This is a genomic window from Blastococcus sp. CT_GayMR16, from assembly GCF_004570875.1.
Lineage (GTDB): Bacteria > Actinomycetota > Actinomycetes > Mycobacteriales > Geodermatophilaceae > Blastococcus_B.
Genome location: NZ_SPQK01000004.1, coordinates 157,097 through 177,927 on the forward strand (window position 1 = coordinate 157,097; position 20,831 = coordinate 177,927).

A 20,831-nucleotide genomic window follows, 5' to 3' on the forward strand; every position below is an offset into this window, starting at 1 on the left:
ATCCCCCTCTCCTGTTGTTGATCGATTCCAGAAAGTCGGCAAGACTGCAGATCGTGCCGACGCCTCCGGATCTCGAGCGCATGCTGCGCCAGGTCGGGCTCCGCGTGACGCGGCCCCGGACGGCGGTGCTGTCCGCCGTCTACGAGCATCCGCACGCCGACACCGACTCGATTCTCGGCTTCGTGCGCCAGGACTACGGAGACGTGTCCCACCAGGCCGTCTACGACGTGCTGCGGGCCCTCACCGACACGGGGCTGGTGCGGCGCTTCCAGCCCACGGGCTCGCTGGCGCGCTACGAGGCGCGCGTCGGCGACAACCACCACCACGTCGTCTGCCGGTCGTGCGGCGCCATCTCCGACGTCGACTGCGCCGTCGGCCCCGCGCCCTGCCTGACGGCCTCCGACGACGCGGGCTACGCGATCGACGAGGCCGAGGTCATCTACTGGGGCCGTTGCGCCCAGTGCCTGAGCTCCTCCCCGGTCGGGGCACCGGACCCGAGCATCGACCGACGCCGCCAACCACAAGCCCGCAAGAAGGACACCGAGATCAGGAGAGGCCAGTCGTGACCGACCCGAACACCCACAGTGTCAGCGAGAGCGAGAACCCGGGGATGCCTTCCCCGGAACCGGCGTCACACCGGCCGCGGACGAACAAGGACTGGTGGCCGAACCAGCTCGACCTGTCGGTGCTCCACCAGCACTCGTCCCGGTCCAACCCGCTGGACGGCCGGTTCGACTACAAGCAGGCGTTCCAGGGCCTCGACGTCGAAGCCCTCAAGCGCGACGTCATCGAGGTGATGACGACCTCGCAGGACTGGTGGCCCGCCGACCACGGCCACTACGGCGGACTGTTCATCCGGCTGAGCTGGCACGCCGCCGGCACGTACCGCATCGCGGACGGCCGGGGTGGCGGCGGTCAGGGCGCCCAGCGCTTCGCCCCGCTCAACAGCTGGCCCGACAACGCCAACCTGGACAAGGCCCGCCGGCTGCTGTGGCCGGTCAAGCAGAAGTACGGCCAGCAGATCTCCTGGGCCGACCTCCTGGTCTTCGCGGGTAACTGCGCCCTGGAGTCGATGGGGTTCGAGACCTTCGGCTTCGGTTTCGGGCGGGAGGACGTCTGGGAGCCCGAGGAGATCTTCTGGGGCCCGGAGGACACCTGGCTCGGCGATGAGCGCTACAGCGGCGAGGAGCGGCAGCTCACCGGTCCGTTCGGCGCCGTCCAGATGGGCCTGATCTACGTCAACCCGGAGGGACCGAACGGCAACCCGGACGCGCTCGCCGCCGCACGGGACATCCGGGAGACCTTCGGCCGGATGGCCATGAACGACGAGGAGACCGTCGCGCTCATCGCCGGCGGCCACACCTTCGGCAAGACCCACGGTGCGGCCGGCGCCGAGGAGTACGTCGGCCCCGAGCCGGAAGGGGCCCCGCTCGAGGAGCAGGGCCTGGGATGGAAGAACCGCTACGGCACGGGCAAGGGCCGGGACGCGATCACCAGCGGCCTCGAGGTGACGTGGACGTCGACGCCGACCCGCTGGGGCAACGGCTTCTTCCAGAACCTGTTTCAGTTCGAGTGGGAGCTGACGGAGAGCCCCGCCGGGGCCAAGCAGTGGGAGCCGAAGGGCGGGGCAGGCGCCAACACGGTCCCGGACCCGGAGACCGGCGAGCTGAACCGTCCCCCGCGGATGCTGACTACCGACCTCGCGCTCCGCGTCGACCCGATCTACGAGGAGATCTCGCGCCGGTTCCTGGAGCACCCCGACCAGTTCGCCGACGCCTTCGCGCGGGCTTGGTACAAGCTGCTGCACCGCGACATGGGCCCGCTCTCCCGCTACCTCGGGCCCTGGGTGCCCGAGCCTCAGCTGTGGCAGGACCCGGTCCCGGAGGTCGACACCGAGCTGATCGGTGACGCGGAGATCGCCGCACTCAAGGCCACGATCCTCGACTCCGGCCTCTCCACCTCCCAGCTGGTGTCGGTCGCGTGGGCCTCGGCGTCCAGCTTCCGCAGCACCGACTACCGGGGCGGGGCCAACGGGGCGCGGATCCGCCTGGAGCCGCAGCGGAACTGGGCGGTCAACGAGCCGGCGGAGCTGGCCACCGTGCTGGGGACGCTCGAGGAGATCCAGCGGGCGTTCAACCTCTCCCAGTCGGGCAAGACGGTCTCGCTGGCGGACCTGATCGTCCTGGGCGGCTGCGCGGCGGTCGAGCAGGCAGCACGCAACGCCGGTCACGACATCACGGTCCCGTTCGCTCCTGGGCGCACGGACGCCTCCCAGGAGCAGACGGACGTCGAGACGTTCGACGTGCTCGAGCCGACCGCCGACGGGTTCCGCAACTACTCGGAGCCCGGCGAGAAACTGCCGTTGGAGGTCCGCTGGCTGGACCGTTCCTACATGCTGAACCTGACCGCTCCCGAGGCGGCCGTCCTGGTCGGCGGGCTCCGGGTCCTGGAGGCCAACGCGGGGCAGACCCGGCACGGCGTCTTCACCGACCGGCCGGGATCGCTGACCAACGACTTCTTCGTGAACCTGCTCGACATCTCCACCGAGTGGAAGCAGGGCGCGGAGGAGAACGTGTACGAGGGCCGGGACCGCGCCACCGGCGACGTGAAGTGGACGGCGACCGCCGTCGACCTCGTCTTCGGCTCGCACTCCCAGCTCCGCGCCATCTCGGAGGTCTACGCGCAGAGCGACGCACAGGAGAAGTTCGTGCGTGACTTCGTGTCCGCATGGGACCGGGTCATGAACCTCGACCGGTTCGACCTGCGCTGAACCGGCTGTCGGGGCCGGCCGCCCGCGGTGGCCGGCCTCGACAGCGGGTCGCACTGCCGAGAGCGTCGGTCGCCCCCGAAACCGTCGGCGGCATGAGCACGCCCGACACGCTGCCCGGCTACCGCTCCCCGTCGCAGTTGGTCCGCGACAAGGAGATCGACCGGATCGACCGGCACTGCCGCGCGTTCATCCGGCTCTCCCCCTGGGCCACGCTCGCCACCGCCGATGCCGACGGCTTCCCCGACGTCTCCCCCCGCGGCGGCGAGACCGGATTCGTGACGGTCCTCGACGACCACCGGCTCGCCCTGCCCGACCGTCCGGGCAACAACCGCATCGACAGCCTGCGCAACGTGGCGGTCAACCCCCGCGTCGCGCTGATGTTCCTGGTACCGGGCATCGAGGAGACGCTGCGGGTCTTCGGGACGGCGTCCATCGTCGATCCTGCCGACCTCGAGGTGGACCTGACCGAGTTCGGGAGGCCGCCGCGATCGGTGCTCGTCCTCCAGGTGCAGCGCGCGTACTTCCAGGGCGCCAAGTCGCTCATGCGGTCGGGCCTGTGGCAGCCGGAGCAGTGGCCCGAGCGGGGCGACTTCGCGCCGATCGGCCAGGTCTTCCGCGACCACTGTCAGCTGCCGGCGCCGCTCCCGCCCGACGACGTCATGCGAGCCGACCTGGCCCTCGACCTCTGACCGGGTGTGTCGATCAGCTGGATGTTGTCGTTCGCATCGTCGTGCTGCGCTGTCGGCGCAGCCGGGGGCCAACGGCCGCATGACGCGAAACCGGTTAAGTGAGCTCGCCTAACTTAGGCTGCCCTATGCCCGCTGGACAATCACTAAGAGGTAACAGTGCGAGGAAGCACGGCGGTGCAGGATCACCTCGTTGACCGCAGCTGCCTGCAGGCTGGCTGACACGAGATGGACGGGAGGCCGAGGTGGCTGGGACGGCGGTGGCTGGGACGACGGTGGCTGGGACGACGGTGGCCGGGACGACGGTGGCCGGGACGACGGTGGCCGAGGTGATGGCCGAGCTGGTCGCGCTCGAGGACCCGAAGGCGCGCGCGGTGAACGAGCGACACGGCGACGACCACGGCGTGAACCTCGGCCAACTGCGCGCGATCGCCAAGCGGCTGAAGGCGCAGCAGGACCTGGCGCGCCAGCTCTGGGAGACCGACGACACCGCGGCGCGACTGCTGGCACTCCTGATCTGCCGTCCCAAGGCCTTCGAGCGGGACGAACTCGACGTCATGCTGCGCGAGGCGCGCACCCCCAAGGTGCACGACTGGCTCGTGAACTACGTGGTCAAGAAGAACCCGCACTCCGAAGAGCTCCGCATCGCATGGTTCGCCGACCTGGATCCGGTCGTCGCGAGTGCCGGCTGGGCGCTGACGACCGAGCGCGTGGCGAAGAAGCCCGAGGGGCTCGACCTCGCAGGACTGCTCGACGTCATCGAGGCGGAGATGAAGGACGCCCCGGATCGCCTCCAGTGGGCGATGAACAACTGCCTGGCTCAGATCGGGATCGAGCACCCCGAGCACCGCCCCCGGGCCATCGACATCGGCGAGCGCCTCCACGTGCTCGAGGACTACCCGACTCCCCCGAACTGCACGTCTCCGTTCGCGCCCATCTGGATCACCGAGATGGTTCGCCGGCAGGACGCCCCGTAGGAGAGTTCGCGCTTCCGGTTCTCCCGCAGTCCCGCGTCACGATTGGGCATCGTCGCTGGTCGGCGGCCTGATCACGGGCCTAGCGTCTGCACCGTGACGCGCTCCCTGGGCACGGCAGTCGCAGCCCTGTTCATGGCGGTACTCGTCGGCTGCTCGAGCCCCGCCGGCACGGACTCCGGCGGGGGTGCGTCCGTTCCCCAGCCCGCGGCCCCGGGGGATCCCGAAGGCGCTCCGGCCGACACCGACCGGCAGGTCATCGCGACTGCCACCGCCTCCCTCGCCGTCGAGGACCCGGCAGACAGCGCCCAACGGGTCAGCGAGCTGGTCGAGTCCGCCGGTGGACGGGTCGACGAGCGCACCGAGCAGGCGGCGTCCGGGGAGGACGGGACCGAGGGCGCCGTCGCCGACCTCGTGGTGCGGGTGCCGGCGGCCGAGCTCACCGGCCTCCTGGCCGACCTGGAGGAGCTCGGCGACGTCGAGAGCGTGTCGGTGTCCCGCTCCGACGTGACCGCCAGCGCGGTCGACCTGGACGCACGGATCTCGGCGCTGCGGACGTCGGTGGCGCGGCTGACGACCTTGATGGACGGCGCGGCCACCACCGAGGCGCTGTTGGCGGCCGAGGAAGCACTCGCCGACCGGCAGGAAACGCTCGAGTCGCTGCAGTCCCAGCGGGCGCTCCTGGCCGACCAGGTGGAGCTCTCGACGCTCAGCGTGCACCTGGAACCGTTCGGGGTGGCGCCGGCCGGTGGGCCGGACGGCTTCCTCGACGGGCTCGGCACCGGATGGCGCGCCCTGGTCTCGGCTCTGAGCGGCGCCGCCATCGTCTTCGGCGTCCTCCTGCCGTGGCTGGGGATCGCGGCACTGGTGGCCGCAGCCGTGCTGGTGCTGGTTCGCCTGGCGCGTCGGCGGACGCCCGTGCTGACGTCGGGCCCACCGCTGCCCCCGGGTCCGACGCTGCCGCCGCAGGCATGAGTGGGGACGCCCGCTGCTTGCCGTGGGTAGCGGCGCCAGGTTGGATCGAGAAGTGTCGACGACCGAGGTGTACCAGCGGGTGATCGCCCGCTTCACCGAGCTGATCGAGGGCCTCGAGCCGGAGGACTGGGCAGCATCCACGCCCTGCGAGGGCTGGACGGTGCGCGACCTCGTCCGGCACGTCGTCGAACGCGACGAGCGCGTGGCTGCGACGGTCGGCGGGCCGACTCCCGAGCCACTGCCTGAAGGGACGGACCTCGTCGGCCGTTGGCATGAGCGGGTCCGGTGGTGGGCGGATCGGCTGGCCGATCCGGAGCAACGAGCCGCGGTCCACTCGACGCCCCTGGGTGAGTTCACCTTCGAGCAGGCCGCGGCCCGCTTCATGATCGGTGAGCTGACAGTGCACACCTGGGACCTTGCCCGGGCGACCGGTCGGTCGGAGGGACTCGACCCGGAAGCCGTGCGGATCGCATACGCCAACATGCGGGCGGCCGACGAGGGACTGTTGCGCCGTTCCGGAAATATGGCCCCTCCCACCCAGATCCCGGCGAACAGTGACGAGCAGAGCCAGTTCCTCGCCTTCACCGGCCGAGCACCCTGAAAGCTGGCCTCACCTCACGGTGACGACGACCTTGCCGCGCGCGTGGCCCTGCTCCAGGTAGCGCATGCCCGCAGCCGTGTCGGCCAGCGGGTAGCTCCGGCCGACGACCGGGGTGACCTGCCCGGCCTCGACGAGGTCGACGACGGCGAGTAGGTGTTCCCGCGTCCAGGTGTCCGGGAGCGGGCGCAGTCGCTGCTTGACGAATCCGTTGACGGCGAGCACACGGATGATCGCCCCGATCGGGCCGAACACGCGCCCATCGGGTGAGCCGCCGGCGTTGCTGACGAGGGTCCCGGTGGGGGTCAGTGCCCGGCGCAGGCGGCGCAACGGCTGGTTGCCCACGTTGTCCTGGACGACGTCGTAGCGCACGTGGCCGTCGGTGAAGTCGTCCTTCGTGTAGTCGACGACGTGCGCGGCGCCGATCGACCGGACGGTCTCGACGTTGCCGGTGCTGCACACGCCGGTGACCTCCGCGCCGAGCGCCGCGGCGATCTGCACGGCGAAGCTCCCGACGCCACCCGCGGCTCCGTTGACCAGCACCCGCTGACCGGCCCGCACCTGGCCCGCGTCCCGGATGGCCCGGAGTGCGGTCTGCCCCGCCATCGGAACGCCGGCGGCCTGCTCGAAGGTCAGCCTTCCCGGCTTGCGCACCACCAGGTTCGCCTCGGCGCGGGCGTACTCGGCGAAGGCCCCCTCGAACCGGCCGAGCACCTCCTCCCCCGGCCGGAGTTCGCGGACCTTCGCGCCGACCGCCTCCACCACCCCCGCGCCGTCGACCCCGGCGATCCGGGGCTTCGGCCTGGTCAGTCCCACCGCGCCCATGAGCCGGGCGACGTACGGGTCGCCGCGCATGATGTGCCAGTCGTAGGGGTTGAGCGCGGCCGCGTACACGCGGACCAGGACGTCGTCGGGACCGATGGCGGGCTGGTCGGTGTCCACGAACTGCAGGACGTCCGGGGAGCCGAATCGGGGCTGGACGATCGCCTTCATCGCTGCTGCTCCGTCGTCCGAGCCGACGTCAGGGCAGCGACGGCTGAGGGCCTGAAGCCCTTCACAGTCAGGTAGATGCCGAGCGAGAGCTCCCACACGGCGATGGGGATGAAGGCGACAGCGGCGAACGGGGACACCCGGTCGATGACGCCGAGGAAGATCAGGATGTCGGAGGCGAGCAGGAGAGGGGCGCCGACGAGTCCCATGATGGGCAGGATGCGGGGCACGAGGCCGGACCGGTACATCACGTAGCCCAGGCACAGCGCGTTGAAGACGGGCATGAGGCTCTGCGAGAGCAGGAACGCGCCGTCGTAGGTCGCGAGGAGGCTGTGGCCGGTCGTGACCAGCGCGGTCGGGTCCGCGCCGGCGGTGCCCGCGACGTCTCGCAGGCTGACGAGCGAGAGCAGGCTGACGACACCGACGAGGATGCCCGCGGCCTCCAGGACCCGGGCGGCGACGAACCCCAGGGCGGCCGTCTCGCTCTGCCGCCGCACCACCCGGAACAGCACCACGGCCGTACCGACGCCGGCCAGCGCGACGACGACCTCGGAGAGGGCGCCCCAGAGCACCCCGGTGTCGCTGCCGGCGCCCAGGACGAAGTCGGCGTCGTCCCGCACCGGGTTGTAGAGGAAGAGGGTGGGGATCGACACGAAGGTGATCAGGTACAGGATCCCGGCGGCCCGGGAGGTCCGGCGCATCGGGTCGATCGGCGCTCGCATCGCACCGGGCGTGGGCATGGTCGTGGTCATGTCGCGTTCCTTCTCGGGGTCGGCGTGGATTCCGTGATGGATGGGTCGAGCTGGGTGACCGAGATCAGTGGCAGGCCGGTGTCGCGCAGTCGCTGGAGCAGGCCGTGCAACGCGGCCTGATCGATCACCTGGCCGCGGATGCTGGTGGTGCCGTCGCTCTCGCTCGTGAGGCTCATTCCGTCGAACCAGACGGCCCAGCGGGACGCGAGATGTCCCTCGACCCGGATCTCGTAGCGTCCCGCGTCGTCGTCGGTCGTCATGCGGCGAAGCTAGGGAGCGATGTGATGAGTGCGGATCACCATGTGTGGTGATCCGCTGGTGGTGAGTCGCTACCTGGGTCGCACCATCAGGCCGAGATCCTCGGCCCGGCGGACCGCCGAACGGCGGTTGTTCACGCCGAGCTTGGCGTAGATGTTCTTGGTGTGGGTCCTGACGGTGTTCAGGGACACGAAGAGCCGCCGGGCGATGTCCGGCCCGTCCAGGTCGGTGCCGAGCAGCCGGAGGACGTCGATCTCGCGAGGGCTCAACGGGTCGATCACCTCCGGGGAGACAGGCTTCCTGACCTTGGTCCCGTCGAACGCGGCCAGCAGCCGACGGACGTAACTCCCGGGGTCGCCCTCCTTCGCCACGACTCTCAGCAGGGAGGCCATCGGCGCCCCCTCGTCGACGAAGATCCGGACGTAGCCCTCCGGCTCGGCGAGGGTCAGCGCGCGCCGGAGCGAGATGAGCGCGGCGGGCAGGTCGCCCTGCGCCTGCGAGGCGAGCGACTGCACCACCAGGACGTCGAGCAGGCTGCCCGTTCGCCCGCCGTCCTCGGCGGCCGATCGGAGGCGCTCGAGGAGCGCGGCCGCCTCGCGGATCGACCACTCGTCCCGCTCGGCCGTGTACCGGGCGCTGAGCGCCCGGGCGAGGGTGACGTGCTCGAACTCGCGCAGATAGCTGAGCTGGTCGTCGACGGACAGGCCGCGCTCCTGCGCCCAGTCGAGTGCTTCGGCCCACCTTCCCTGCGCGACGAGCACCCGCGCTCGCAACGCGGGGACCGGCCGGACGTCCGGCGAGAAGTCGCCGACGTAGACGCGCTCGGCCTCGTCGAGCAGATCGAGGGCGCCGACCAGGTCTCCCCCGGCTTCGCGGATCCGGGCCATCGCCACCCGCCAGCGATAGCGGTTCTGCGGCAGGCCGACGTGCTCGCCCAGCTCGCTGCTCGCCTGCAGGTGCATCCGGGCGGCGTCCAGGTCGCCGCGCTCGCGAAGCACGTGGCTCAGGCCGACGTGCATGTCCGCCGCTCCCCGAAGCACTGGCTGGGACCGCTCGGCGCGCTGAAGTCCCCGCTCGAAGATGCCCATCGCCTCGCGGAGGCGGCCCTGCGCGAGACGCATGTCGGCCAGCGCGATCGATCCGCCCAGCACGTCGGAGTGGTATCCGGCCCGCGTCAGACTGACCATGGCGTCGACATACAGCCGGCTCGACTCGTCCAGGTCCCCGCTCGTCCAGTACGCGAGACCCAGGAGGGCGGCGGGCGCTCCGCGCGCGAGATGGTCGTCCTCGTCTGCAAGGTCGAGGGCACGCCGCGCGTGGGTCATCGTGCCCGCGACATCACCCCGGACCAGGGCCGTTCCGGCGCGGTACATCGCGATCGCGGTCGGCAGCGTGCGGAACGCGTCCTCGTCGACGACGGCCATCCCCGTCCGGTCGGCCGTCGGGTCGAGCCACTTCTCGGCCTGCCGCAGCCGCGCCTCCACGCCGTCGAAGTCGCCTCGGACCATGAGCGAGCTGACCAGGCCCACGGTCAGCACCGGCCGGACCCGGAACAGCTCGTCGGGCAGCGCCTCGAGCCAGCTCCGCAGCGTGGCCTCCTGCCGGTTGCGGCGCAGCTCGGGGATCGTCGGTTCGACCAGATCTGCCGCGCGCTCGAAGTCCTCGCCGGCCAGCGCGTGGTGCACCGCCTCGGACCGCTCGCCGCGCTGCTCGTACCAGTCGCTCGCCCGGCGGTGCAGCTCCCGGATCCGGTCGGGCTGCTCCTCCATCAGGTGCGCCTGCAGGACATCGGCGAACAGGTGGTGGTAGCGATACCACTGGCGCTGGTCGTCGAGCGGGACGAGGAACAGGTTGCCCCGGTCGAGAGCCTCGAGCGTGGCTCTGCCCCCGCCCTGGCCGGTGACGGCATCACAGAGCGGCCCGTTCAGCCGGCCGAGGATCGAGGTCTGCAGCAGGAAGTCGCGGACGGAGCCGGGTTGGCGCTGCAGGACCTCCTGGGCGAGGTAGTCGACGATGTAGCGGTCGTCCCCGGCGAAGCCCGCTATGAACCCGGCGACGTCGTCCCGGCCCTGAATCGACAGCGCCGCCAGCTGGAGCGCGGCGATCCACCCCTCGGTGCGTCCCTCCAGCGCTTCGACGTCCTGGGGCGTCAGGGCCAGGTTCATCACGCCGTTGAGGTAGGCCGCGGCCTCGTCCGGTGAGAAGCGCAGGTCGGCGGCGCGGACCTCCACCAGCTCGCCACGCCCCCGGAGTCGCGCCAGGGGGAGCGCCGGGTCGGCCCGGCCGGCGATGACGAGGCGGATCTGCGGCGGCAGGTGCTCCAGCAGGAAGGCCATCCCGTCCTGCACCTCGCCCGCCTCGATGACGTGGAAGTCGTCCAGCACCAGGACGACGTCGTTCGGGACGGCGCCGAGGTCGTTGAGCAGGGTGGCGAGGACCGCTTCGGCGGCCGGCTGCGTCGACTGCAGCAGCGCGAGCGCGCTCGCACCGACCCCGGGTGCCACCGAATCGAGCGCGGCGACGAGGTACCGCCAGAACAGCGCGGGATCGTTGTCGCGTTCGTCGAGCGACAGCCAGGCCGCGGACCGTTCCGCGGCCGGAGCGGCCGCCAGCCAGTCGGCCAGCCACTCGGTCAACAGGGTCGTCTTGCCGAAACCGGCCGGGGCCGACACGAGCGTCAGCGCCGACTCCGTCCCACGGGTCAGGCGATCGCTCAGTCTCGGACGAGACACCAGTGCCCGGCGCCGCCTGGGGACGTGGAACTTGGTCTGGAGAAGAGGTCCTGCCACGAGCACCTCCCCACGCCTCGGTGCCGGGGACGCGACGGTGGGCTCCGGAAAAGCATCGTGTCAGGAGGGCTGCAGGGTGTCGATGCACCCGATGCTCACGAAGGCACGCGCATGACAGGCGACGGACGAGTCGGCCTGTACGCCGGGTTCTGTCCACGGGCGCCTTGCGGCCTCCCGATGGGCGGTCATCCATCTAGGCCTGCCGTTGCCGGCAGGCTCCAGCGGTCTACCCGCAGGCATCGGGCGGGCAGCCCTCGAACGCCTGCGCAGGACGGCGGCGGACCGCCGTCCCTTATGACCTTGCTCCGGGTGGGGTTTACCGAGCCACACCGGTCACCCGGTGTGCGGTGGTCTCTTACACCGCCGTTTCACCCTTACCAGTGCGAGCACTGGCGGTCTGTTCTCTGTGGCACTGTCCCGCGGGTCACCCCGGGTCGCTGTTAACGACCACCCTGCCCTGTGGAGCCCGGACGTTCCTCGGCGACGGGGTCTCCCCCGCCGACGCGACCGCCCAGCCGACTCGTCCGTCGTACCCGGCAGTCTACGGACACGACTCCCGAAACACCGTCATCCTCGTTGTTCAACCGATGAGTTGAACGAGCCGCAGCGGTCATAGCGGAGAGCGCACGACGACCGGGAGGTAGCGCCATGGCACGGACCAGCATCTTCGCCGCGGTCTCGCTGGACGGCTTCATCGCCGCGGACGACGACACGGTGGGCCCGCTCTTCGACTGGTACTCCAACGGCGACGTCGCCGGCACCTTCAGCGACAAGGACCGGGTCTTCCGCACCACGCAGGCCACCGCGGACTTCCTCCAGGAGTTCGCGCCCGGCATCGCCGCCGGCGTCATCGGACGACGACTGTTCGACCTCACCAACGGCTGGAACGGTGTGCCCGCCAACGGGGAGCACGTCTTCGTCGTCACCCACGAGGTGCCGGCCGAGTGGCCCTATCTCGACACCGCGCCCTACACCTTCGTCACCGACGGGGTCCGCAGCGCCGTCGAGCAGGCGAAGGCCCTCGCCGGCGACCGCGACGTCTCGGTCAGCGCAGGGCAGATCGGCGGGCAGGCGATCCGGGAGGGCCTGATCGACCAGGTCGTGCTGAACCTCGTTCCCGCCGTCCTCGGCTCGGGAGTGCCCTTCTTCGGCACGGGCGCCATGGCCGACCCGGTGCTCTTCGAGGATCCCCGCATCGTGCAGGGCAAGCAGGTCACCCACCTGGTCTACGACGTCCGACGAGGGCGCAGTTGATCATCGCCTGCGTGCAAGCGACACGGGCCGACGGAGACCGACGTGCCTTGCGGCCGTGCACCGAGGCGATGATCAACTCGCGGAAGGCCTGAGCCCCGATCAGCCCCAGAACAGCCGGAAACCGACCCGGCGCCGACCGTCCTCGGTCATCGTCGACATGTCGATGACCTGCTGGGCCTGCTCCTCGACGGGGACGTCGGAGAGGATCTCCAGGTACCGGCGATGCTCGACCAGCGACGCGACCGCCTTGTCCACGGTCGAACTCACGTCGACCTCGTGGGGCGGATCGGACATGTCCTGGACGGCGATGTACTGCACGCCCGACCACCGCGGCTCGGGAAGGTCGGGGAAGATCCACTCGTTGCCCGCGTCGGCGACCGCGTCGATGACCGACTGCCCGAGGGCGCGGTGGTCAGCAGAGTTCACGTAGGCCGGTGACACCCCCGGTGGCGTCCAGGTGGCACCGAAGTACCCGGTGACGACGAGGTGCGGCCGGTGCCGGCGGATCGCCGCGGCCAGGTCACGTCGCAGCTCCGGCCCTTCGACGAGGGTGCCGTCGCGGTGGTCGAGGAACTCCACCTCGGTCACGCCGACGACGGCCGCCGACCGTCGCTCCTCATCCTCCCGCAGCGGGCCTGCCTCCTCGGGCGGCACTCCGGCCATCCCGGCCTCACCGCGCGTGGCCAGCAGGTAGTGGACCTCCTTGCCGGCCGCGGTCCAGACGGCGACGGCGGCCGCCGTCCCGTACTCGATGTCGTCCGGGTGGGCCGCCACGACCAGGGCGCGCTGCCAGTCGTCGGGCAAGGGCTTCGTCGGCATGACCGGCAGTCTGCCGCCGCCGGGGTCAGCGCGCTGCGGGTTCGGGCGCCGCATCCTCGACCGGAGGCCGCGCGGACGCGGTCGGCGCTGCCGCACGGACGAGCCACAGCACCAGGAGTCCGCCGACGATCCCGCCGGCGCCGCAGGCGAGGAAGACATCGCGGAGACCCTCGGCGTAACCCGAGGCCAGGACGTCGGCCAGCTGTCCGCGCGCCCCGGGATCGGCCGCGGCGAGGATCGTCGGTGCCTGGCCCGCCGACAGCGCCGAGGCCAGCCCGGACGGGTCGGAGGCGCTGGCGTCACGGAGCGCGGCGGCCGCACCGGTCGTGAACACGGTGCCGAGGACCGCCACCCCGACGGCGAACCCGAGCTGCCGCGCGGTGTTGACCGCGCCCGAGGCCATCCCGCTGCGTTCCCGCGGGACGGCGGCCAGTGCCGCCGACGCCAGGGTCGGGTTCGCCAGGCCGACGCCGGCACCCAGCACCGCGAGCCCCGCGACCAGCACTCGCCACGTCGAGTCCGCGTCGACCAGTGCCATCAGCAGGCTGCCGGCGCCGATCAGCAGCAGCCCGCCGCCGAGCACCCACCTCGGCGGCAGGGTCTGCAGGAACCGCCCACCCGCGCCGGCCACCACGAAGCTCAGCGCGGACAGCGGGATGAACACGCAGCCGGCCTGCAGCGGCGAGAGGCCGCCGATCGACTGCAGCCACAGCGAGGTGTAGATCAGCGCCGCGAAGGCTGCAGCGTTAAGCAGCAGCGCCCCCAGCATGATCCCGGTGAACGAGCGCGACCGGAACAGCCGGACGTCGAGCATCGGGGCCCGCAGGCGCAGCTCGACGACCACCCAGATCCCGAGCACGACCAGGCCTCCGGCGATCGGCGCCCAGGCCTCCGGCCTGCTCCAGCCGTCGGCCGCGGCACGGACCAGACCGAAGACCAGCGAGCCGGCGCCGACGGTGAACAGCGCGATGCCGAGCAGGTCGGGGCGCGCCGCATTCGGCTGCCGCGCCTCCTCGACCGCGGTCAGGGTCAGCACCACGGCCAGGACGCAGACCGGCAGGTTGACGAAGAAGATCCAGCGCCACGAGAGCTCGGTGAGCGCGCCGCCGAGGATCGGGCCCAGCGCCGCCGACGCGCCGACGACGGCTCCCCAGACGCCGAACGCGGTGCCGCGGTCGCGGCCCTCGTAGCTGGTGTTGATCAGCGCGATCGTCGTGGCGAACATGATCGCCCCGCCGATCCCCTGCAGGCCGCGGGCGGCGATCAACGCCCCGGCGTTCGGCGCCAGCCCCGAGGCCAGGGACGCCAGCGCGAACAGCACGAGCCCGATCAAGTAGAGCTTGCGCCGTCCGTAGAGGTCGGCCAGGGAGCCGGCGCCCAGCACGAGGGCGGCCAGGGCGAGGGCGTAGATGTCGACCACCCACTGGAGCTGCCCGAACGTGGTGCCCAGGTCGGTGGCGACGTCGGGCAGCGCGACGTTCACGATCGTGACGTCGACCAGGAGCATGAAGGTGCCAGTGCAGATCGCGACCAGCGGGAGCCATTTGCGCACGGATCCGCCATGCCCTTCCGGTGCACGATGCAACCGATCACCCAGGGAGATGTCGGTCATCCCCCCGGTCGCCATGTCGACGTGTCGACAAGGCGCTTCGTCGACCTCAGCGCGGCCGGGCCACCCGCAGGGCAGCCAGCACCAGGGGCACCTGCAGCGGCAGCCGGACCAGCGCGACCGCCATCGGCACGGGCTTCCTCGGGATCACCCGGAACGTGTGCAGGTGCGCCGGGGTGAAGGCCAGCAGCAGACCGGCGGCCGCCCATCCCCCGGCCCGCCGCGTCGCCGGGGCGGCCAGCAGCGCCGCCGTGCCCAGCTCGGCCACCCCGGTCGAGGTCACCCACGAGCGCGCGGACCCGAGCTCCGGCGGCACCAGCCACTCGTAGGTCTTCGGCCGCACCAGGTGCAGCACGCCCGATCCACCCAGGAGGGCTCCCAGCACCATCGCCCTGCCCGGCTTCCGCATGCGCCCACCGTAGGCTGGCCGCTCGTGTCCGCTGTCGACCTGCTCATCGTCGCGGGGGTTGCCCTGGTGGCCGGGGTCATCAACTCGATCGCCGGCGGCGGTTCGCTGATCCTCTTCCCCACCCTCGTCGCACTCGGCCTGCCCACGGTCGCTGCGAACGTCACCAACTCCGTGGCCCAGTGGCCGGGGTACCTCGGTGGGGTCGCGGGGTTCCGCGCCGAGTACGCCGGCCAGCGCGGCCGGCTGATCCGCTTCGGCATCGTCGCCGTCCTGGGCGGGACGACCGGCAGCGTCTTGCTCCTGACGACGCCGTCCGAGGCGTTCGACGTCGTCGTCCCGGTCCTGGTCCTGCTCGCCAGCCTGCTGCTCGCGGTGCAGCCCCTGCTGACCCGACGCCTTCGAGGCGAGGAGGGCGACCGCGGCACGCGCCCCGACCCGGCCTGGCTGTACGTCGCGCTCTTCCTGGCGACGGTCTACGGCGGCTACTTCGGCGGGGCGCTGGGCGTGATCCTGGTCGGCGTGCTCGGCATCGGCCTGCACCGCCTCAAGCTCGCCAACGCCCTGAAGTCCGCCCTGTCGGCGGTCACTGCAACGGTGACGCTCGTCGTCTTCGGGCTGTTCGGTCCCATCGACTGGCTCGTGGTCGCCGTCGCCGCGCCCGCCAGCCTGGTCGGCGGCTTCGTGGGCGCCCGCATCGCCACCCGGATCCCCTCCACCCCGCTGAGGATCTTCATCGTGGTGTTCGGGGTCGCCGTGTCGATCTACCTGTTCTCCCGCAGCTGATCGGCGTGGTCGACCTCCTGGCGCTGGGCGTCTCCGCGATCGTCCTGCTCGCGACGCTGATCGCCGCGACCGCAGCCCACCAGCGAGTGCCGCCGGTCTCCGTCGCGCTCCCGGGAGCCGCCTTCCTCGTACTGGTCGGCGCGATCGGCGCACCGGAGGCGGAAGCTGCCGTCCGCGAGATCGCCCCTCCCGTGGCCTTCCTCGTCGTCCTGCTGCTGCTGTCGCATCTGGCCGACGGGGAGGGGCTGTTCACCTGGGCGGCGGCCATGACGGCACGGCGCTCGGGCAGGTCCGCCCGAGCGCTGCTCGCGCGCATCGTCGTCCTGTCGGCCGTGGTGACGGCGGTGCTCAGCCTCGACGCCACCGTCGTGCTGCTGACCCCGGTGGTGGTCGCGACGGCCGCCCACCTGCGGGTGCCGCCCCTGCCGCATGCCTATGCGACCGGGCACCTGGCGAACTCGGCGTCCCTGCTGCTTCCGGTGTCGAACCTGACCAACCTGCTCGCCTTCGCAGCGACCGGCCTGTCGTTCCTGCACTTCACCGGCCTGATGCTCGCGCCGTGGCTGGTGGCGGTGGCCGTCGAGTTCGCCGTCCTCCGGTGGCTGTTCCGTGCCCAGCTGGCGACACTGGCGGGCGAGCCGGTGACGGTGGTCCCGCCCGCGCCCGCCGTCGCGATCGTCGTCGTGGGGCTGGTCGTCGTCGGGTTCGGGGCCGCCTCGCTCGCCGGGCTCTCGCCCGTTTGGCCTGCGGTCGCCGGCGTGCTTGTCCTGGGAGCGCGGCAGCTCATCCGCCGCACGACCCGGGTCGCCGACCTGGTCCGGGCCGCGGACCTGCCGTTCGCGTTGTTCGTCCTCGCGCTGGCGGTCGTGGTCCTCGCCGTGCTCCGCAGTGGCCTGGAGGACTTCCTCCAGACCGTGCTCCCGGACGGCGACGCACTGCTGCCCCTGCTGGCCGTCGCCGGCATCTCGGCGGTGCTGGCCAACCTGCTGAACAACCTGCCGGCGACCCTCGCGCTGCTCCCGGTGGCCGCCGTCGGTGGCCCGGGCCCGGTGCTCGCGATGCTGATCGGGGTCAACGTCGGCCCGAACCTGACCTACGTCGGGTCGCTGGCGAACCTGCTCTGGCGGCGGGTGCTCGGCGCGCAGGCGCCGTCCTCTGCCCACCACTGCGCGGTCGGTCTCGCGACCGTGCCGCTCACCCTGGTGGCCGCGACCACCGCGCTCTGGGCGGCGCTGCAGCTCTAGCGCAGGTGGGCAGTGTCGTTGACCAGCCGCACCGAGCTGCGCCCGTCCGACGACCACGTGACCGTGCTCAGCGAGGCGGCCTCGAGGAACACCCGGTGCACGACGTCGTCGCCGACACCGAGGCCGGCGGCGAGGAACAGCTTGATCGGCGTGACGTGACTGACGATCAGCACGGTCCGGCCTGCGTGATCGGAGAGGATCCGCCGCCGCGCCCGCGCCACCCGGGTACCGACGTCGGAGATCGACTCCCCACCGGGCGCGGCCACGCTGATGTCGCTCATGAACCGCCGGGCGGCCAGCGGGTGCTTCTCCCGGGCCTCGTCGAAGGTCAGCCCCTCGACGTCGCCGAAGTCCAGCTCGACCAGGTCCGGGTCGAACGTCACCGGCAGCCCGAGGGCGGCGGCGACGATCTCGGCGGTCTCCCGCGTCCGGCGCAGCGGGGACGCGATGACCACCTCGACACCGAGGTCCGCAGCACGCGCCGCGGCCGCCTCGGCCTCGGCCCGCCCGGTGAGGGACAGCGGCAGCTCATTGCGCCCGCTGAACCGGCGCTCCGGGGTGTGCTCGGTCTGGCCGTGCCGCAGCAGGTGGGTGACCGTGGTGACGAGTTGGCCGGGGCTGCTGGGTGGGGAGGCAAGGGCTTCCGCCGTTGGCTGCAGCTCGTCCTCCAGGACGACGGCCTCGGCGGCCGGGTCACGGTGCACCGGCTTGCCGTCCATGGCGCTGTTGGCCAGCGCGTCGGCGGCGCCGTTCTGCGCCCGCGGCACCCACGTGTACCGGACCTGGCCCAGCTGCCGCGCGATCTTCTGTGCCTGCAGCGCGAGCTGGCGCATGTCGGGGTGCTTGATCTGCCAGCGGCCCGACATCTGCTCGACGACCAGCTTGGAGTCCATCCGCACCTCGACGTCGGCGGTCGGGTCGAGGTCCAGCACCGCCTGGAGACCGGCGACGAGGCCGCCGTACTCCGCGACGTTGTTCGTGGCCCGGCCGACCGACGCCGCCCGCTCGGCGAGCACCCGCCCGGTCTCGGCATCCCGCACGAGAGCGCCGTAGCCGGCCGGGCCCGGGTTGCCCCGCGACCCGCCGTCGGCCTCGACGATGAGCCGCCGAGTCACAGTCCTGACTCGGCGGTGCGCACCAGGATCCGGCCGCAGTTCTCGCACCGCACCACCTCGTGCGGATCGGCGTTGCGCACGGCGGACAGCTCGTTGCCGTACAGCTCGAGCCGACAGCCCTGGCACGCGCGGGCCTGGAGCATCGCCGCCCCGGTGCTGCCGGTCTGGGTGCGGATCCGGTCGTAGAGGGTGAGCAGCGGCGGGGAGATCCCCGCGGCCACCTCCGCCCGGGCGGCCTCGTGCCGCTTGGTGGAGTCGGCGATGTCGGCCAGGGCGTCGTCGCGGAGCTGCGCGGCCCGCTCCCGGTCCGCCTGCGCCTTCGCCAGCCCCGACCGGGCCGCGGCCAGCGCCGTCTCGGCGACCTCGGCCCGCTCCATGAGTTCCAGTTCCTGGTCCTCGAGGTCCGACTGCCGCCGCTTCAGCGACTCGAGCTCGTGCTGGAGGTTGGTCATCTCCTTGGGCGAGACGCTGCCGGAGTCCAGCAGGCGCTGGTCCTTGGTCTCGCGCGCCCGGACCGTCTCGACGTCGGACTCCAGCCGCTTGACCTCGCGGCCGAGGTCGCGCGCCTCGGTCTCGGCCCGTATGACGTCGGCCGAGAACGTGCGCTCGGCCTCCTCGGCAGCTTCCACCGCCGCGACCTCGGGGAGGGTGCGACCGCGGTGCGCCAGCTGGGTGAGAGCGACGTCCTCGGCGGCGAGTTCCAGGAGCTTCTGCTGCTCGAAATGGTCGGCCTTCACCCGGTCAACCTACCTGCGCGCGCTTGCCGCTCCGGACGCTCGGGCCTGCCCGGTCGGGGTGGGCAGAACCCGAGCGTCCGAAGCCACTACGTCTGGCCCTGCACCCGCCCCTTCACCCCGGGCGGCGTGGAGGCCAGGGGGTCGGGGAGGTCGCGGACGGTGGGGTCCTCCCGCTCGGCGGTGTAGTCGCTCTCCGCCGTCCCGTCGACGCCCTCGTCCACCTTCATGGCCCGCAGGATCAGCGTCACCACGACGGCCACGATCAGGTTGACCGCGAGTGCCAGCAGCCCGGCGTAGACCGTCGCCTTGCTGTCGAAGCCCAACTTCGAGAGCCCGAATGCCGACCCGCCGAAGTGCTCGCGCGCCACGGTGCCGTCGGGGTTGAGCTTCGGGATGTTGTACACCATGAGCAGTCCCGCGGCCATGCCCGTGACCCAGCCGGCGACCAGACCACCGCGGTGCAGCCACCGCGTGTAGAGGCCCAGCGCCACCGACGGCATCGTCTGCAGGATGATCACGCCGCCGATCAGCTGCAGGTCGATGGAGAACTGCGGGTTGAGGAACAGGATGGCCAGGACCGCGCCGAGCTTGACCACCAGCGAGGCGATCTTGGCGACCCTCGCCTCCTGCCGCGGGGTGGCGTCCTTCTTCAGGTACTCCTTGTAGATGTTGCGGGTGAACAGGTTGGCCGCGGCGATCGACATGATCGCGGCCGGCACGAGGGCACCGATGCCGATCGCGGCGAACGCGATGCCCGCGAACCAGCTCGGGAACATCTCCTGGAAGAGCACCGGGACGATCGTGTTGCCGTCGGTGCCGATCGGCTCGACCCCGGCCGCGATCGCCATGAACCCGAGCAGCGCGATCAGGCCGAGCGCGAGGCTGTAGATCGGCAGCGCGCTCATGTTCCGCTTGAGCGCGTCGCGGTTGCTGGCAGCCAGCACACCGGTGATCGAGTGCGGATAGAGGAACAGCGCCAGCGCCGAGCCCAGGGCGAGGGTCGCGTAGCCGAGCTGACCGGTCGCCGGGAGGATCACGCCGGACCCGGCCGAGAACTTCTCCTCCGCCGCCCCGAAGATCGCGTCCCAGCCGCCGAGCTTCGACGGGATCACGATGACCGCGACGATGATCGTCAGGTAGATCAGGGTGTCCTTGACGACGGCGATCAGCGCCGGCGCCCGCAGGCCCGAGTTGTACGTGTAGATCGCCAGGATGATGAACGCCACGATCAGCGGCAGCTCACCCTCGACACCCATCGCCTTGAGGATCGCCTCGATGCCGACCAGCTGGAGGGCGATGTAGGGCATCGTCGCGACGATCCCGGTGATCGCGACCAGGAGCGCGAGCGTCGGGGAGTCGAACCGGGACCGGACGAAGTCCGCCGGGGTCACGAATCCGCGCACGTGACTGACCGACCAGAGCCGGATCACGACCAGGAACACCAGCGGATAGATGATGATCGTGTACGGGACGGCGAAGAACCCCGCCGCGCCCGCACCGAACATCAGCGCCGGCACCGCGACGAACGTGTACGCCGTGTAGAGGTCACCGCCCAGCAGGAACCAGGTGATCCACGAGCCGAAGCTCCGCCCGCCCAGCCCCCACTCGTCCAGGTGCATGAGGTCGTCGGCCCGCCGCCAGCGTGACGCCAGGAAACCCAGCACGGTGACCAGCAGGAAGAGGACGACGACGATCGTCATCTCCACGACATTGATGCCGTCCACGGCTCAGCGCTCCCGGTTCTTGGTGTCGGAGTCGCGGGTGATGGCGTCGCGGGCGAGCTGCTGGTCGGCCCGGCTCCGCCGCGTCATGCGGTAGACGAGCGACGTCGTCGCCACGCCCAGAGCCACGAAGGCCAGCTGCAGCCAGTAGAAGAACGGCCAGCCGAAGAGCGTCGGCTCGACCCGGTTGTAGAGCGGCACGAGCAGGACCACCACGATCGGGACCAGCAGCAGCCAGTTCCACGGACTGCGGTCGCTGCGCTGTGGGGCCACCCCCTCGGTGGCCGGACCGCCCGGTGGCGTCGTTGCGGTGGACATCACTGCCCCCTCCCCCGAGGGCGCGCCCTC

Annotated in this window: 20 protein-coding genes and 1 other RNA gene; 9 read left to right on the forward strand and 12 right to left on the reverse strand. The window is 71.5% G+C overall.

Features of this window, described 5'->3' with window-relative positions; translation table 11 throughout:
• Positions 1–53: 53 nt before the first annotated feature.
• The 6 genes from E4P38_RS07195 to E4P38_RS07220 all read left to right on the forward strand — a co-directional run bounded on the left by E4P38_RS07195 (position 54) and on the right by E4P38_RS07220 (position 6,006).
• The gene (locus E4P38_RS07195; RefSeq protein ID WP_135131083.1) at positions 54–566 is read left to right on the forward strand and encodes a Fur family transcriptional regulator; all 513 of its coding nucleotides are present in this window, start codon (positions 54–56) and stop codon (positions 564–566) included.
• Positions 563–2,770, forward strand: a complete 2,208-nt coding sequence (katG, locus tag E4P38_RS07200; RefSeq protein ID WP_245160858.1) for a catalase/peroxidase HPI — start codon at positions 563–565, stop codon at positions 2,768–2,770. The genes E4P38_RS07195 and katG overlap by 4 nt, the downstream gene beginning before the upstream one ends.
• Positions 2,771–2,862: 92 nt before the next feature.
• Entirely contained in the window at positions 2,863–3,459 is a 597-nt protein-coding gene (locus tag E4P38_RS07205) for an MSMEG_1061 family FMN-dependent PPOX-type flavoprotein (protein ID WP_135131084.1), read from the forward strand.
• Positions 3,460–3,701: 242 nt separating this feature from the next.
• Positions 3,702–4,433, forward strand: coding sequence for a DNA alkylation repair protein (locus tag E4P38_RS07210; protein WP_245160859.1), 732 nt, complete (start codon positions 3,702–3,704; stop codon positions 4,431–4,433).
• Positions 4,434–4,526: 93 nt separating this feature from the next.
• A complete protein-coding gene (locus E4P38_RS07215; RefSeq protein WP_135131085.1) occupies positions 4,527–5,405 on the forward strand; it encodes a DUF4349 domain-containing protein in 879 nt (292 codons plus the stop codon).
• Positions 5,406–5,457: 52 nt separating this feature from the next.
• Positions 5,458–6,006, forward strand: a complete 549-nt coding sequence (locus E4P38_RS07220; RefSeq protein WP_167760477.1) for a TIGR03086 family metal-binding protein — start codon at positions 5,458–5,460, stop codon at positions 6,004–6,006.
• A gap of 9 nt (positions 6,007–6,015) precedes the next feature.
• Here the strand turns inward: E4P38_RS07220 and E4P38_RS07225 are convergent, their stop codons facing one another.
• From E4P38_RS07225 to rnpB, 5 genes are all read right to left on the reverse strand, one after another.
• Positions 6,016–6,996 carry an NAD(P)-dependent alcohol dehydrogenase gene (locus tag E4P38_RS07225; protein ID WP_135131087.1) on the reverse strand — a complete coding sequence of 327 codons (981 nt, stop codon included), beginning with the start codon at positions 6,994–6,996 and terminating at the stop codon, positions 6,016–6,018.
• Positions 6,993–7,745 carry a DUF4386 domain-containing protein gene (locus tag E4P38_RS07230; protein ID WP_135131088.1) on the reverse strand — a complete coding sequence of 251 codons (753 nt, stop codon included), beginning with the start codon at positions 7,743–7,745 and terminating at the stop codon, positions 6,993–6,995. Before E4P38_RS07230 ends, E4P38_RS07225 begins: the two co-directional genes overlap by 4 nt.
• Positions 7,742–8,005: a hypothetical protein gene (locus tag E4P38_RS07235; protein WP_135131089.1), complete on the reverse strand. Its 264-nt coding sequence runs from the start codon at positions 8,003–8,005 to the stop codon at positions 7,742–7,744. The genes E4P38_RS07230 and E4P38_RS07235 overlap by 4 nt, the downstream gene beginning before the upstream one ends.
• A gap of 69 nt (positions 8,006–8,074) precedes the next feature.
• Positions 8,075–10,792: a LuxR C-terminal-related transcriptional regulator gene (locus E4P38_RS07240; RefSeq protein ID WP_135131090.1), complete on the reverse strand. Its 2,718-nt coding sequence runs from the start codon at positions 10,790–10,792 to the stop codon at positions 8,075–8,077.
• 122 nt (positions 10,793–10,914) lie between these two features.
• Positions 10,915–11,315: RNase P RNA component class A (gene rnpB, locus E4P38_RS07245), an RNA gene on the reverse strand.
• A gap of 125 nt (positions 11,316–11,440) precedes the next feature.
• Here rnpB and E4P38_RS07250 point away from each other — a divergent pair.
• Complete coding sequence (locus E4P38_RS07250) at positions 11,441–12,046, forward strand: dihydrofolate reductase family protein (protein WP_135131091.1); 606 nt, start codon at positions 11,441–11,443, stop codon at positions 12,044–12,046.
• Between the two features lie 99 nt (positions 12,047–12,145).
• Here E4P38_RS07250 and E4P38_RS07255 read toward each other — a convergent pair whose 3' ends face one another.
• From E4P38_RS07255 to E4P38_RS07265, 3 genes are all read right to left on the reverse strand, one after another.
• Positions 12,146–12,865, reverse strand: coding sequence for a PIG-L deacetylase family protein (locus tag E4P38_RS07255; protein ID WP_135131092.1), 720 nt, complete (start codon positions 12,863–12,865; stop codon positions 12,146–12,148).
• 25 nt (positions 12,866–12,890) lie between these two features.
• Positions 12,891–14,417 (reverse strand): MFS transporter, encoded by a 1,527-nt coding sequence (locus E4P38_RS07260; protein ID WP_135131093.1) that lies wholly within the window; start codon positions 14,415–14,417, stop codon positions 12,891–12,893.
• A gap of 106 nt (positions 14,418–14,523) precedes the next feature.
• A complete protein-coding gene (locus E4P38_RS07265; RefSeq protein ID WP_135131094.1) occupies positions 14,524–14,883 on the reverse strand; it encodes a DoxX family protein in 360 nt (119 codons plus the stop codon).
• A gap of 24 nt (positions 14,884–14,907) precedes the next feature.
• Here E4P38_RS07265 and E4P38_RS07270 point away from each other — a divergent pair, with 24 nt between their 5' ends.
• Positions 14,908–15,666, forward strand: coding sequence for a sulfite exporter TauE/SafE family protein (locus E4P38_RS07270; protein WP_135131095.1), 759 nt, complete (start codon positions 14,908–14,910; stop codon positions 15,664–15,666).
• A 5-nt stretch (positions 15,667–15,671) separates the two neighbouring features.
• Complete coding sequence (locus E4P38_RS07275) at positions 15,672–16,910, forward strand: SLC13 family permease (protein ID WP_135131096.1); 1,239 nt, start codon at positions 15,672–15,674, stop codon at positions 16,908–16,910.
• Here E4P38_RS07275 and E4P38_RS07280 read toward each other — a convergent pair.
• The 4 genes from E4P38_RS07280 to E4P38_RS07295 form a co-directional block, all read right to left on the reverse strand.
• Positions 16,907–18,025 (reverse strand): bifunctional RNase H/acid phosphatase, encoded by a 1,119-nt coding sequence (locus tag E4P38_RS07280; RefSeq protein ID WP_135131097.1) that lies wholly within the window; start codon positions 18,023–18,025, stop codon positions 16,907–16,909. The two genes, E4P38_RS07275 and E4P38_RS07280, sit on opposite strands and share 4 nt — an antisense overlap.
• Complete coding sequence (locus tag E4P38_RS07285) at positions 18,022–18,762, reverse strand: C4-type zinc ribbon domain-containing protein (protein ID WP_135131098.1); 741 nt, start codon at positions 18,760–18,762, stop codon at positions 18,022–18,024. The genes E4P38_RS07280 and E4P38_RS07285 overlap by 4 nt, the downstream gene beginning before the upstream one ends.
• An 86-nt stretch (positions 18,763–18,848) precedes the next feature.
• Positions 18,849–20,486, reverse strand: coding sequence for a sodium:solute symporter (locus E4P38_RS07290; protein ID WP_245160860.1), 1,638 nt, complete (start codon positions 20,484–20,486; stop codon positions 18,849–18,851).
• Between the two features lie 3 nt (positions 20,487–20,489).
• Positions 20,490–20,801 (reverse strand): DUF3311 domain-containing protein, encoded by a 312-nt coding sequence (locus E4P38_RS07295; RefSeq protein ID WP_135131099.1) that lies wholly within the window; start codon positions 20,799–20,801, stop codon positions 20,490–20,492.
• Positions 20,802–20,831 lie beyond the last annotated feature (30 nt).